Annotated in this window: 11 protein-coding genes; 3 read left to right on the plus strand and 8 right to left on the minus strand. The window is 46.3% G+C overall.

What is annotated here, in order from left to right; genetic code table 11:
- Positions 1 to 140 precede the first annotated feature (140 nt).
- On the minus strand, positions 141 to 1,655 hold the full coding sequence (gene glpK / locus OCU74_RS16550; protein ID WP_087481736.1) for a glycerol kinase GlpK: 1,515 nt from the start codon (positions 1,653 to 1,655) through the stop codon (positions 141 to 143).
- 71 nt (positions 1,656 to 1,726) lie between these two features.
- Positions 1,727 to 2,581 carry an MIP/aquaporin family protein gene (locus tag OCU74_RS16555; RefSeq protein ID WP_087481735.1) on the minus strand — a complete coding sequence of 285 codons (855 nt, stop codon included), beginning with the start codon at positions 2,579 to 2,581 and terminating at the stop codon, positions 1,727 to 1,729.
- A gap of 512 nt (positions 2,582 to 3,093) precedes the next feature.
- Between OCU74_RS16555 and glpA the strand changes: the two genes are divergently transcribed.
- The 3 genes from glpA to glpC are packed head-to-tail and all read left to right on the plus strand — an operon-like array spanning position 3,094 to position 7,312.
- The gene (gene glpA / locus OCU74_RS16560) at positions 3,094 to 4,737 is read left to right on the plus strand and encodes an anaerobic glycerol-3-phosphate dehydrogenase subunit A (protein WP_087481734.1); all 1,644 of its coding nucleotides are present in this window, start codon (positions 3,094 to 3,096) and stop codon (positions 4,735 to 4,737) included.
- Entirely contained in the window at positions 4,734 to 6,089 is a 1,356-nt protein-coding gene (glpB, locus tag OCU74_RS16565; RefSeq protein WP_087481733.1) for a glycerol-3-phosphate dehydrogenase subunit GlpB, read from the plus strand. The genes glpA and glpB overlap by 4 nt, the downstream gene beginning before the upstream one ends.
- The gene (glpC, locus tag OCU74_RS16570; RefSeq protein WP_087481732.1) at positions 6,086 to 7,312 is read left to right on the plus strand and encodes an anaerobic glycerol-3-phosphate dehydrogenase subunit GlpC; all 1,227 of its coding nucleotides are present in this window, start codon (positions 6,086 to 6,088) and stop codon (positions 7,310 to 7,312) included. Before glpB ends, glpC begins: the two co-directional genes overlap by 4 nt.
- A gap of 177 nt (positions 7,313 to 7,489) precedes the next feature.
- Here the strand turns inward: glpC and OCU74_RS16575 are convergent, their stop codons facing one another.
- The 6 genes from OCU74_RS16575 to OCU74_RS16600 form a co-directional block, all read right to left on the minus strand.
- Entirely contained in the window at positions 7,490 to 7,816 is a 327-nt protein-coding gene (locus tag OCU74_RS16575) for a hypothetical protein (RefSeq protein ID WP_143693248.1), read from the minus strand.
- A 193-nt stretch (positions 7,817 to 8,009) separates the two neighbouring features.
- On the minus strand, positions 8,010 to 9,017 hold the full coding sequence (locus OCU74_RS16580) for a LacI family DNA-binding transcriptional regulator (protein ID WP_159457443.1): 1,008 nt from the start codon (positions 9,015 to 9,017) through the stop codon (positions 8,010 to 8,012).
- Positions 9,018 to 9,308: 291 nt separating this feature from the next.
- Positions 9,309 to 10,622, minus strand: a complete 1,314-nt coding sequence (locus OCU74_RS16585; protein WP_087481729.1) for a PTS sugar transporter subunit IIC — start codon at positions 10,620 to 10,622, stop codon at positions 9,309 to 9,311.
- 17 nt (positions 10,623 to 10,639) lie between these two features.
- Positions 10,640 to 10,945 (minus strand): PTS sugar transporter subunit IIB, encoded by a 306-nt coding sequence (locus tag OCU74_RS16590; RefSeq protein WP_087481728.1) that lies wholly within the window; start codon positions 10,943 to 10,945, stop codon positions 10,640 to 10,642.
- Positions 10,946 to 11,130: 185 nt separating this feature from the next.
- Positions 11,131 to 12,138: a LacI family DNA-binding transcriptional regulator gene (locus OCU74_RS16595; protein ID WP_087481727.1), complete on the minus strand. Its 1,008-nt coding sequence runs from the start codon at positions 12,136 to 12,138 to the stop codon at positions 11,131 to 11,133.
- Positions 12,139 to 12,250: 112 nt separating this feature from the next.
- Positions 12,251 to 14,155, minus strand: coding sequence for a methyl-accepting chemotaxis protein (locus OCU74_RS16600; RefSeq protein WP_159457442.1), 1,905 nt, complete (start codon positions 14,153 to 14,155; stop codon positions 12,251 to 12,253).
- Between the last annotated feature and the right edge of the window lie 238 nt (positions 14,156 to 14,393).

Genomic DNA, 14,393 nt, shown 5'->3' on the forward strand with positions numbered 1-14,393 from the left:
AACAGTATATTCAGTGATTCTTACTTGAGGTCACTTGAGTATAAATGGGTATGGTGGAGCAAACAAGGGCATGGATGCCCTTGTTTAAGCGCTCATGGATGTTTTAAGCGGTTTGTGGTTAGACCACATTTTTATCCATCTTATTCTTCGTTATGCATTTCTGCCCAGCTTTGGGCACATTTGACCGCCCGTTTCCAGCCTTTGTAGCGACGTTGCCGTTTTTCTTCATCCTGATGTGGTGTGAATGTGCGATCAATTTCCGCTTTATCTTTCAGTTCATCCAGACTGTCCCAGAAACCAACAGCCAGACCAGCAAGGTAAGCTGCACCTAACGCGGTGACTTCGGTGACTTTCGGACGGTGTACCTGTGTATCGAGTACATCAGACTGGAACTGCATCAAAAAGTTATTGGCGACAGCTCCGCCGTCAACCCGGAGTCCGGCTAACTGAATACCGGAATCTGCCTGCATGGCATCCAACACGTCACGGGTCTGATAAGCGATGCTTTCCAGTGTGGCGCGGATGATATGGTTAGAGTTGACACCCCGGGTCAGGCCGACAATCGTACCGCGGGCATAAGCGTCCCAGTAAGGTGCACCCAAACCGGTAAAGGCCGGAACCACATAAACGCCGTTGGATGTTTCCACTTTGGTGGCAAAATATTCAGAATCTCTGGCATCGGAGATGAGTTTCAGTTCATCCCGGAGCCACTGAATCGAAGCACCTCCCATAAATACGGCACCTTCCAGAGCATAGGCCGGTTCACCTTTTGGACCGCAAGCCAGCGTTGTCAGCAGTCCGTTATTGGAGGTAACTTTTTCCTGCCCGGTATTCATCAACAGGAAACAGCCCGTACCGTAAGTATTTTTCGCCTGTCCGGCCTGAACACACATTTGCCCGTACAGTGCTGCCTGTTGGTCTCCGGCAATACCGGCAATCGGAATGCGGGTTCCGCCTTTTCCACCGATGTTGGTCTGGCCGTAAACTTCCGACGACTTTTTCACTTCCGGCATCATCGAAAGCGGAATGTCAAACTCTTGCAGAATCTTCTCATCCCATTGCAGCGTATTGATATTGAAGAGCATGGTCCGGGATGCGTTGGTGTAGTCCGTAACATGGACGCGTCCCTGAGTCATTTTCCACACCAGCCAGGTATCGACTGTTCCAAACAGAAGCTTACCGGCTTCGGCATCTTCACGGGCACCTTCGACATTATCCAGAATCCATTTAATTTTGGTTCCGGAGAAGTACGGGTCTAACACCAGCCCGGTATTTTCACGGATATAAGATTCCAGTCCTCTGGCTTTCAGCGTTTCACAAATCTCAGCCGTACGACGACACTGCCAGACAATCGCATTGTAAACCGGTTTGCCGGTTTCTTTGTTCCAGACAATGGTTGTCTCACGTTGGTTGGTGATCCCGATTGCAGCGACTTCATGACTACGAATCCCGGCTTTACCGATTGCTTCGATTAGCGTTGAGCTCTGGGTAGCATAAATCTCCATCGGATCATGTTCTACCCAGCCGGCTTCGGGATAAATTTGAGTGAATTCACGCTGAGACACACTGACGATATTGGCGTCATGGTCGAGTACGACGGCCCTTGAGCTGGTGGTCCCTTGATCAAGGGCGACGACATATTTTTGCTCAGTCATGGTTTATTCCTTCATCTTTTCTGTTTCACGTTTTTATCAGATTGACTTGTTGTTACTGTTATTCGTTCAGATTAAATATGAGCTTCGGTATTTTCTTCGGCATCATCACATTGATTCGGGATCGTGCAGCCAACACCGACAGTCGGCAGATATGCGGCAATGAATTTAGGATAAGCCCAGGCACCAAAGCATGCTCCGGCAATAGGTCCGATAATGGGTACAATAAAATATGGGATATCTTTACCACCGGTTAAGGCATAGTCCCAACCAGCCAGATAAGCAAAAAGTTTCGGGCCGAAATCACGGGCCGGGTTCATTGCAAAGCCGGTCAATGGGCCTAACGAGCTACCGATCACCGCAATCAGAATACCGATAAGTAATGGGTTCATCGCATTTCTGTGTGCGCCATTGTTTTCATCTCCGAGCGCCAGAATACCAAACATCAGGACTGCGGTAATGGTAAATTCAACGGCGACAGCACCAAAGAATGACAATGATGCATTCGGGTAGGTTGAGAAAATACCGGCAGTTGCCAGTGCTTCCTGACTACTGCGGAGCATGTCATGGGTGATTTCATAGTTGACAAAAAGGTTACTGTATAGCGCATAAACCAGTGCTGCGGAGCAGAATGCGCCTAATATTTGTGACACGATGTAGGGGATGACTTTTGCTTTGTTAAAGCCGTGGAATGCTGCCAGAGCAATGGTTACGGCGGGATTAATGTGTGCTCCGGAGACACCGGCAGTACAATAGATCGCTATTGAGACGCCAAGCCCCCAGACAATACTGATCTCCCACTGTCCAAATGAAGCTCCGGTAAGCACCAGAGCCGCGACACAGCCAGCGCCAAAAAATATCAATAATCCGGTTCCGATAAATTCGGCGATGCACTCCCCTAACAGGGTATGTTGTTTTGTTCGAGCCATAGGTAAGAGTCCTTATTTTACTCACATATATGTGCACAGCTTATTTTGCATATAAAGATTTTTTCGAAAACAAACAAACATGATTAATGAGTGTTCGAGCACAATTCTATGGTTTTTATTTCTATTTTTGTTAATTAGAGCATCAGTTTGACCTATAGCATTCTGTTTAAAGACTCAGTTAGTAAAGGGTAAAAATTCTGTTATCGGTAAAAAGATAAATTATCTGATATATAATGTTATAAATATTAGTTTATTGTTAATAATAATGTTAATTGTATAGATGAAATCACTATTTATGAATAATGGACTCTGGTGGTTCTCTTCATTTGGTTAAACGCTTAATCGCTATACATCCCAGAAAATTCGATCGAAATCGCAATAAATACCACTTTCAATAGATAATATTATTACTATAAATGTTCGTTCGCGCTTTTGTGAGCGATATATCGAACATTATGGATAATAAATGACACACTGTATGTCCGTGTATTGGGATAAGAAGGTTCACTATCATGACATTTGCCCAAAGGCTGGAAACAGATGTTGTTATCATTGGTGGCGGAGCGACGGGAACCGGAATTATGCGCGATTGTGCATTACGTGGGATCGGCTGCATTTTACTGGAGCGGGATGATATTGCCTCCGGAACGACAGGGCGTAATCATGGATTATTACACTCGGGAGCCCGTTATGCCGTTACTGACCCTGAATCGGCGAAAGAGTGTATCCGGGAGAATCAAATTCTCAGACGGGTTGCCAGGCATTGTGTTGAACCCACTGACGGCTTGTTTATTACCTTACCGGAAGATGATTTAAGCTATCAGGACGAGTTTATTCACGCATGTGGTGTTGCAGGAATTGAAGCTACCCGTTTAAGCGCCAGAGAAGCTCTTGCGCTGGAACCACATGTCAACCCGCAGTTGACTGGAGCAGTGAAAGTTCCTGATGGAACACTGGATCCTTTTCGTCTCTGCACTGCCAATGTTCTGGATGCGAAAGAACATGGGGCGCGTTTATTGAACCGGACTCTGGTTCTTGGTCTGATTCGTCAGGGAGATACCGTACTTGGTGTCCATGCTCTGCGCACGACAACCGGTGAACATCTGGATATCTACGCCAGAGAAGTGATCAATGCGGCCGGAATCTGGGGCCAGAATATTTGTGAATACGCCGATCTGAACATTCGAATGTTTCCGGCCAAAGGTTCTCTGCTGATTCTGGATTACCGGATCAACAATCTGGTCATTAACCGCTGCCGGAAGCCTTCTGATGCCGATATTCTTGTCCCCGGTGATACGATTTCTCTGATTGGAACAACATCGGAGCATGTTGACTATGCCCAGATCGACAATTTGCAGGTGACTGAACATGAAGTTGATCTGCTGCTAAGAGAAGGCGAAAAACTGGCACCGATCATGGCAAATACCCGGGTTTTACGGGCGTATGCTGGTGTCCGACCGTTAGTTTCTGTCGATGATGATGGCAGCGGGCGCAATATCAGCCGGGGAATTGTCCTGCTGGATCATGAAAAGCGCGATGGTCTTAAAGGGCTCACCACGATTACCGGCGGCAAGCTGATGACCTATCGTCTGATGGCCGAATGGGCAACCGATACAGTTGCCCGGAAACTAGGCAATGAAAAACCGTGTGAAACCCATACCCAGCCACTTCCCGGAGCAAATGACGTTCCGAAAGCAGTCAGGAAAACAGCCAGTATTGCCAAACCGGTTTATGAATCTGCGATATACCGTCATGGAGAACGGGCCGGACAGTTTTTAGCCGACAACCCGGAAAGTCAGTCAATTGTCTGTGAATGTGAAATGGTGACTGCCGGAGAAATCGAGTATGCCATCAAGCAGCTTGATGTGAAGAACCTGATTGATTTGCGGCGCCGGACCCGGTTGGGAATGGGACCGTGTCAGGGTGAATTATGCAGCTATCGGGCCGCAGCTCTGTTTTCGGAATATGCAGGCATGGACGGCTGTGAATCCAGCTCTTTACTGACCGATTTTCTTGAAGAACGCTGGAAAGGGATCAAACCTATTTTCTGGGGCGATGCCTTACGGGAAGCTGAATTCAGTTACTGGATCTATCAGGGGTTGCTGGGGGCGGGAGATATTCCCGCCAATCAGTCCCGGCAGGAGGACAACGAATGATGCATTATGATATTGCTGTGATTGGTGGCGGTATTGCCGGATACTGTGCGGCTATCCGGAGTCAGCAGGCCGGGAAGAGAACCGTTCTGATTAGTCAGGGACAGAGTGCACTTCATTTTTCATCGGGATCGATTGATGTTTTAGGACGCCTGCCATCCGGTGAAATTGTCGATTATCCTCTTGAGGCGATTTCTTTATTACAAGACAACGAATCACCGGAACCGGAATTACAGGGACAGACAGCGCAGTATTTGCCAGAGAAACATCCGTATAGCAAGGTCGGTCGCTCATCTCTGGAGAAAAGTCTGAGGTGGTTTACTGACATGCTGGCTGCGGAAGTGCCGTTATCTCATCAGGCCGATAGTGCGAATCACTGGCGTATTACACCTTTTGGCACGCTGAAATCGACCTGGTTGTCCCAGCCACATGTGTATCAGCATCGTTCGGCTGCCGGATTTCGTGAGATTGTCGTGATTGCTTTGGCTGGATATCGTGACTTTCAGCCACGCACACTGAAGGATAATTTAACCCGGCTGGCTGATTTTTCCGGGATTCCGGTCAGGATTGCCCAGATCCATATTCCCGGATTCGAAGGATACCGGCGTAATCCCTGTGAGCTACGTTCGATTGATATTGCTCACCTGTTGCAACAGGAGTCGGCGTGGCTGGCATTCTGTGACCAACTGACACATATGACCCACAAGGATGATCTGGTGATATTACCGGCAGTGATCGGAAATGGTGATGGTCTGAAGTTACTGGAGCGTTTACAGCAGGCCACACATCGTCACTTTCATGAAGTACCAACCATGCCACCTTCATTGATGGGAATTCGTCTTGAAGAGGCGTTACACCGGATTTTCCGTCAGGCAGGTGGTATTCACCTGAAAGGTGATCAGGTTCTCGAAGGTCATTTTGACGGGCATCGATTAACCGAAATTTATACCCGTAATCTGCCGGACATACCGATCCGGGCCGGACAATATATCATGGCAACCGGCAGTTATTTCAGTCAGGGACTTCGGGCATCACGGCAGTCGGTCAGGGAACCGGTTTTTGATCTGGATATTTCTCAGGCATCACAGCGGACTCAGTGGGGAGAACGTGATTTTTTCTCCCGTCAGCCTCATCCATTCATGACATTTGGCGTTTCAACCAATAAGCATCTGAATCCAAGTTATCATGGTAAAACAATTGAAAATCTTTATTGCTGTGGTGCGATGCTTGCCGGGTATGATCCGGTTTTCGAAGGAAGTGGTGGTGGTGTTGCGATTGCGACCGCATATCATGCAGTTGAACAGTGTCTTACGGGTGACATTTGGGCGGATACCCGGCAGGAGGTCGTTTTATGAATCGTTCTTTTACCCGGTTTGCACCGCAGAATACCTCATTTGATCAGTGTATCAAATGTACCGTATGTACGGCTTACTGCCCGGTTTCGAAGGCGAATCCCGATTATCCGGGACCAAAACAGTGCGGACCGGATGGTGAACGCCTGCGGATCAAAAATCCGGCCTATTATGATGAAGCACTGAAATACTGTACCAATTGTAAGCGGTGTGAAACGGCGTGCCCTTCCGGAGTCAAAATCGGCGATATGATTGCCGTTGCCCGTGGTAAATACGGGCAGGAGCCGATGAACCCCAAACGGATACGTGATTATGTTCTGAGTCATACGGATCTGTTCGGTACACTGGCATCTCCTCTTGCTCCTGTTATCAATGCGACGACATCTTTGCCACTCGTCAAAAAAGCAATGCATCAGACGATCGGTGTTCATCAGCATAAATCATTGCCCAAATATTCACATGGCACATTCAGACGGTGGTTCCGGCAACACTGTACCCGTCAGCCACTGTATCAGAATCAGGTGACGTATTTTCACGGATGCTATGTGAACTATAACCATCCACAACTGGGGAAAGACTTTGTCAAAGTCATGAATGCGATGAATATTGGTGTTCGCTTGCTGGAACATGAGAAATGTTGTGGTGTTCCTTTGATTGCGAATGGATTTCATCAGAAAGCACGTAAAAATGCTCAAGAGAATATGAAGTCGATCGAAGCTGCTGTACGAAATTATCAGACAGCCATTCTTTCCACATCATCGACCTGTTCTTTCACGCTGCAACAGGAATATCCACATGTACTGGGCGTCGACAACAGTCAGGTTGCCGACAAGATTGAATATGTGACCCGATTTTTACTCAAAGCATTTATGAATGGGCAGAAGCCCAGAATGAAGCCACTGAATATGAAAGTGGTTTATCATACACCCTGCCATCTGGAACGAAGCGGACAGGCCATATTTACGATTGAGTTATTGAAAATGATTCCGGGTGTGGAGCTGATTGTTCTGGACAGCGAATGTTGCGGCCTTGCCGGAACCTATGGTTTTAAGGCAGAAAATTATCAGGTATCGATGAAAATCGGTGCTCATTTATTTGAGTCGATTGATGCATCCGGAGCGGATATTGTTGTTACCGACTGTGAAACCTGTAAGTGGCAGATCGAGGAAAACACCCGGCTTGAAGCAATACATCCGGTTAGTTTACTGGCAATGGCGGTGCAATGAAAAACAGATATACCCAAATTATCTCAAGCTGGAGTTTCAGAGAGAATCACTGGGTTCAGAGGCAAAGCAGACATTCGAGTCATAGCCATTCTATGGCGAAATATAAGACGAGGGAGCATAGCTCCCTCGTAACTTAGGCCGGGCCTGAAAGCCCGATATGGACAGAATCCGGTTTGATTAGTGCTGTACAGCAATAAAGCGGTTCGTTGTAATTGAGTTACCGCTTGGATCTTCAACACTGATTTTGAAGCTGCGTGAATGGTTTTCATTGTTTTTCACAATCACGGTACCGTGGTCAGAAGTCATCAATGTCTGATGCTGACTTCCTCCCTGAATTTCAACAGGAACCTGACCGACCGGTTGTCCGTTATCTGTGATTTTGACAATCGCTTCATCAGAAAATGTATAAACACTCATTTTATACTGTGATTCAGATGCGAATACATTTGCTGAAAGTAGTGTTGCAATTGCAGTGACAGAAGCTAATGACAGTAGTTTTTTCATAATCTCACCCATGTTTGTTTTTGGTTGTACTTGTTTTGTCGAAAGAGATTATGCGTTGAAATAAATGTGACTTCGATAACAAAAATTCGTTTGTTACTTTCTAATTTTTTGAATCTAGTCACATCTGATATGTATTCGTTAGAATTTATAGTGTTGACTTATACTTGATTGTGGTGTATGGGTTAATTTCGGGTTAAGGAGATGCCGGCGCTGCAACGGATTCTCTTTCTACGATTTCACCGACAAACACAGCCGACATGTCCACCGGCTCGTTTTCAGCCAGTTTTAGTGCGGTTTGTATCGCACATTCAGTCATCGGTTTGATTGGGATTGTGACGCTGGTGAGTGGCGGGTAAGCGTATTTAGCAATTGTTGAGTTATCGATACTGGCAAGAGATTTGTCCTGCGGAATTCGAAAACCGGCATCAAGCAATGCCTTCTGACTGCCAACAGCCATTTCATCACTACAGGCAAACACTGCGGTAAAGGACGGATTCCGGGAGAGGATTGCATTACATGCCTGATAACCCCCGTCAAACATATTGTTTCCGGATTCCACCAGTTCTGCGCAATACGCTATCCCGGATTCCTGAAGAGCTTGTCGGTAACCTTTCAGTCTCTCTGCCCCTGTGTTGGTTGTCAGTTCTCCTGCAACACAGGCAATCTTCCGATGACCTTTCTGAATCAGATAACGTGTCATCATATAGGCCGCTCCCGCCTGATCAAACGTTACTCCGGGAAATGCGGTCCGGGAAAATTGCTGGTTGATGGTTACTATCGGGCTGCGGGTTGTCCGGGTCATTTCGTCTAAAGCCGTTTCTGGCATGTTCCGGCAATACAATACAATGGCGTCACACTGATGATCATTCAGAAGCAGAATTGCACCGTTTTCATGCTGGGGATCATTGTGTCCGTCGGTGACGATCAGTTTTTTGTTATAGAATCCGGCTGACGTCGCAGCCTGTTTCAGCAGCGCGCCATAGTAGGCACCTTCAAATTCAGGAACGATCAAACCAATGGTGTTGGTTTTTCTGGTTGCCAGTGCCCGCGCCAGAGAACTGGGACGGTAGTTGAGGTGTTGTATTGCATCAAATACTTTCTGGCGTGTTGCTTCTGTAACTTGTCCGGTCTCGTTCAGTACTCTGGATACGGTAGCTTTAGATACACCTGCCATCTTACAAACGTCAGAAATTGTTGCCATTGAACTTGCCTTATCATGATGTTTTCTACATTCGAAAGCCGCCATAACAGCTATTGCTCTGAGACGACGGATGATTTTATGTTGCCCTGTCCGGTGTGATGACAGATAGCCGGGGAAGTGAATCAATGAGCCATGGTCAATATTCTGAATGACATGGTGCGGAGTCGTCAGAATATACGTGCCACGACGATTGATTCCTGTTCCATGATCGTGTTTTCTGGATTTTTTCCTATTATCTGAATATTCATGAATCGGGAGCTTCCTCTGGAAACTCCCACAGTTTGATAGTTGTTACTGAGAATTTTGCGCTGTGAGTTCTGATTCAGCGGCGGCCTCAGCTTCTTCTTGTTGGATGAGCTGCTTTTCATAAATTTTGAAGAATGGATAGTAGATCACCAGATCCAGTACGATCAGTGCAATGACCAGAACGGCATTACTCAGTTGCCAGCCAGCACCCCAGGATGCTCCGATTGGTGCCGGCGCAGTCCACGGAACCAGAGAAACAACGCCACCAACAAGTCCGCTCCGGGTAGCAACATAAGCAATCGTGGCATTGACCAACGGTGTAATGACAAACGGCACAAAAAGCGTTGGATTCATCACGATGGGAGAACCGAAAATAATCGGCTCGTTAATATTAAAGATCGCCGGAACAATGCCCAGACGACCAATCGTACGCAGATGAACTGATTTACTGCGTAAGTACATCAGTACCAGAGCGAAAGTTGCTCCTGAACCGCCAAGTACGATGAAAAATGACCAGAATGCTTCAATAAATACGTGAGGCAATGGCATTCCGGAGGCTAACGCTTCCTGATTCATGCCCAGATTGTAAAGGAAGAAAGGTGCCATGATTCCGGCAACAATGGCTGCACCATGAATTCCGGCAAACCAGAGAATGTGTGCAATAAAGGTTGCCAGCAGGATTGCCGGGAGAGTATCAGAAGCTGAAATCAGTGGCTTGAAGATAGCCATGATGGCGCCGGGAAGTAACATATCGAACTGGCTTTGCAGGATCAGGTTAGCCGGGTAGATAGTCAATATAACAAACACAGCCGGAACCAGTAAGTTGAATGACTGACGTATTTTATCCGGAACCTGCTCCGGCATCTTGATACCGATATTGTGTTCTTTGAGAAAACGGGTTAGTTCAGTGACGTAAATTGCAACAATAATGGTGCTGAAGATCCCTGTACCTCCCAGATAACTGGCAGAAAGTTTGCCATCTTCCATCGGCGCGGCGATCATCAGAAATGTCATCAGCGACAGCATGGCTGTCGGAAGCGCATCCAATTTATAGCTTTGAGCCAGGTTATAGGCGATACATGTACAGATGTAACAAGACATGATCCCCATACTCATGTTGAAAGGTGTCATGATTTCATTGAAATAATCATGCGCGATATGAAGCCACCACTGACCGAATGTGAATGTTGTTTCCGCAGAGAAAGGGGGAAAAGCGATCACCAGCAGAAAGGAGCCGACGATCATAAAAGGCATCGCTCCGATAAAGCCGTCCCGAATAGCACAAACATGACGCTGGGTCGCTAACCTACCGGCAATCGGCGTCAGCGTTCCCTCTAAAAATTGAAAAAGACGATCCATATGAGCCTCCAATTATGTTATTGAATCATGGCAAGAGCATCAGCAAGGATTTTGTCTCCTTTCATCATGCCGTAGTCCATTGGATCGATGACACTGATCGGTTTGCCTAAGGCATCAGCTTTCACTTTGAAATCCGCCAGTTTATATTTAATCTGCGGACCGAGCAGATAACAGTCATATTCTGAATAACAAGATTCGAATTCATCAATACTGACAGCATTGATGTCCACATCGATAGACTTTGCAGCGGCTGCCTGCTTCATTTTATTGACAACCATACTGGTTGACATACCGGCAGCACAGCAGAGTAAGATTCTGATCATTATGTTTCCCCTTGTGTCAGTTAAATTGTTTTTATTGTCTGAGACTTACATCTCTTATACTTGGATATCATAAGCGAAAATAAAACCGGGCAAAGTAACCGGTTTCATTTTTTGTTGTTAAATGTGAAGAGAGACGTTTTTTTCAACGTGGTCAAGGTGATGTTCGATAACTGAGTCACAAAAGGCTAGGATTCCAAAGGACGTGTTGATTCTCTATATTCCAGAGAGCCGTAATATTCAAAATGATGTGGTGAGCATGGGATTTTATTGGTCAGTTTGATCGCCAGATTAGTTGCATCGATCGTAAGCTGTTCGATCGGAAGAGAAACCGTGGACAGGCTGGGAATTGAATAAAATGCGGCTGGTTCATTATCAATACCAATCACAGAGACATCCTTGGGAACCGAAAGTCCCCGTTCATGTAATGCCCGGATTGCACCCAGTGCCATGTCATCGTTACAAGAGAAAATCGCACTGAATTCTCTTCCCTGATCCAACAGCTGCATCACAGCAGCATAACCCCAGAAATGGGTACTTTTCCCTTCGATAATCAGTGCTTCATCTACAGGAATTTCTCTTTTGGTGAGGCTGTCACGATAGGCCTGAAGCCGGAGGAGACCGGTTTGATTGTCCAGTGGAGTTGTCAGGCAGGCGATTTGTCGGTGACCGAGTTCCAGCAGATGTTCTACAGCAAGAGTTCCCAACTGGTACTGGTCAAAGCTGAAACTAACCAACTGTTGTGCCGATAAAAAGCGGTTCAGAATGACCAGTGGTCTTTGTATCTGATGTTGATAATGAATCAACTGTTCTTCACTCAGGTAACGGCTATAGATGATAATGGCATCACAACGCTGGGTAGTCAGTGTATTGATGGCTTCAATTTCTCCGTCTTCACTGTTGTGGCTTTCCATGACAAACAATTTCTTTTTGGACTTTTGTAGTGTCTGGGCTGTCTGTTTCAGTATTGAACCGAAATAGTGACTATCAAAGTGGGGCAGAATCAAACCAATGGTATTGGAGGTATTGGTTGCCAGTGCCTGTGCCAGAACGTTGGGCTGGTATCCCAGTGATTTCATGGTCTCAAGGACACGTATCCGGGTTTTTTCTCTGACTTGGGGACTTCCGTTGATCACACGGGATACGGTTGCTTTGGATACGCCGGCAGCTTTACAGACATCATTGATTGTCGCCATGTATTCCCTCAGTTGATACATTTCAGGCACAAAGCGCGATTTTACCTAATTTTCATCTGTGGGAACAGATATCATTTCTCCGTCAGGAGAAATGATATCGACAGGAAATGGGCTACTGAGCTTGTGATTCGGTCAACCGGGTAATCGTCAGAACATTCTGATCAATTTGTTCCAGTTCCGACTGAACTTCATTGATGTCACTGATACTTTCCTGAATGCTGAAAGAAGCTTCACTGGACAGTGTTAACATCTTGCCCATTTCTTCGTGCAGGCCGAGTGAGGAGTTGCTGACGTGTTCCATGAGTGCAACTGTTGTTTCTATCACGTCTTTAATTGCATCGATCGATGAATAAAGATTATTGACGGTTTCTCCAGTTGTACTCAGGCTTTCCTGAGTATTTTTGGACAGATTCCGAACTTCATCTGCAACCACAGCAAAACCCCGTCCCTGTTCTCCGGCTCGGGCGGCTTCAATCGCAGCATTGAGTGCGAGTAAGTTGGTTCGCTCAGCAATACCATCGATGACATCTAGAATGTCCTGAATTTTATTCGAGTTAGTTTTTAATGTTTCCACATATTGCTGGAGTTCCTGGCTGTGCTCGGTTTGTCTCTGTACTTCTCCGGACAACCCGGCAAACTGAGTCTGAACCTTTTGCAGGACATCAGATGTGTCACTGGCATAGGACGCAACATTCTGCAGGCTCTGAAGCATTCGCCCTAGTAGCTCCTTATAGCGGAATAAGTCCCGAATCGTGGTTTGCTGAAGAAAAACCACTTTTTGGAGACTGTGCAGTTCATTTTGTAAGAAGTAGGCTTTGAAATGACTGTAGTGAATGGGGAAGTTGTCTGCATATTCATCGTGAAAGGATTCCCCGGCACGGACCTGATACAGATAAAGGGCGGTGAGCGTTTCATTTTGATGAAGACCTAAAAATTCACCGAATGTGCTGACCCCGGCAACTGCCGGAATATGATCAAAGTTATGCACAGAGGAGAGAGACTGGCTGTTATGTAGACGGCGCAGGATACAGTCGTTGGCAAGCATTGCCAGAGGTTCTCTGGGTTTGCCCCGCTGAAACGCTGCGTAGTCCCGCTGAATCGATTCGGAGAAATTTTTGGCTTTCATCAGATACAGTTTGTCGCCGAATGAGAAATCACAGAAGAATTTCAGGGTCTCATCTTCATAGTTAATGCTGGCAATCGAGCGGATATAGGTTTCGTGGCCGATTTTGACCCCGAAGCTGTACTGACTCAATATTGATTCCAGCTCTGACGGTGTACAGCCAAAATGTCGGCACAGCATAGAAACCGGAGATTGTAGTGTCATGCTGCTTTCATCAAGCAGCGATTTGACTGTCCGGGTCGCAGCATTTGTTTCAGCAATCGTAAAATAGGTTGGTGTAGGTTCAAAGTTATGCGTTTTTAAAATACCGTATCGGATTGTCGGGGCCAGTTTGACAAAAACCAGACAGACTTTGTTCGCGAGCGTTTTTCCGTCTAAGGCAACATCGGCTTTGGTGAAGTCCAGTTTTCCGCCCGCGGAGCTGCCGATGAAGTAACAAGGGAAACGGTCAGACTGATAGAGTGCCTGTACAAAGAAGTTTTCTGAGGAAGATAAACCATCAAAGAAAGTCAGCGCGATGGTATCGAGATAACTGACAGAAAAATCAAGTTTAACTTTCTGGATTTCGTCCTGAATACGGGCAATCCGATTGTTACGGCTGAGTTTTACCTGACCATTTTTAATATCTTCACAATGGAGTTCAACCTGAGCGATGGAAATATCCTGAAAGACATGTTCGCTGAAGCTCTGGATGACGATGTTGTCCCAGGTTTCCGGAGTTGTATGATAGAGCCCGCTATTTCCCCGGCCACCCAGTTCTCCGGCACTCATCAGTGAGACAATATGCTTTGCAAAAGGCATCGCCTCTTTTAATTTTCTGGAAATTTCCTCAAAAGGCAGGTGAGGTGACACATAAGCCAGAACCAGTGTTGTCGCACCGGAATTAAAGCTCATCTCCTTTAATTGACTGACACTGATATCATGACTTTTTATTGCCTTAACCTTCACAGGTGGTTCGTCATGCAAAGATTGTTTTTTTGGGGCATTTCGCCAAGATAGATTGAACATAAGAGCCACTCCGCCTGTTAGTTTTCCTGCAAGAAAGTATAAAGTGTTTCAATAACACCTGGATCCAGATTAATTTATTCTTATGGTGAGTAAAAACAGCATAAATAGTATGAACAGAAACCAG

Source organism: Vibrio mangrovi, assembly GCF_024346955.1.
In the GTDB taxonomy this organism is placed as follows: Bacteria; Pseudomonadota; Gammaproteobacteria; order Enterobacterales; family Vibrionaceae; genus Vibrio; species Vibrio mangrovi.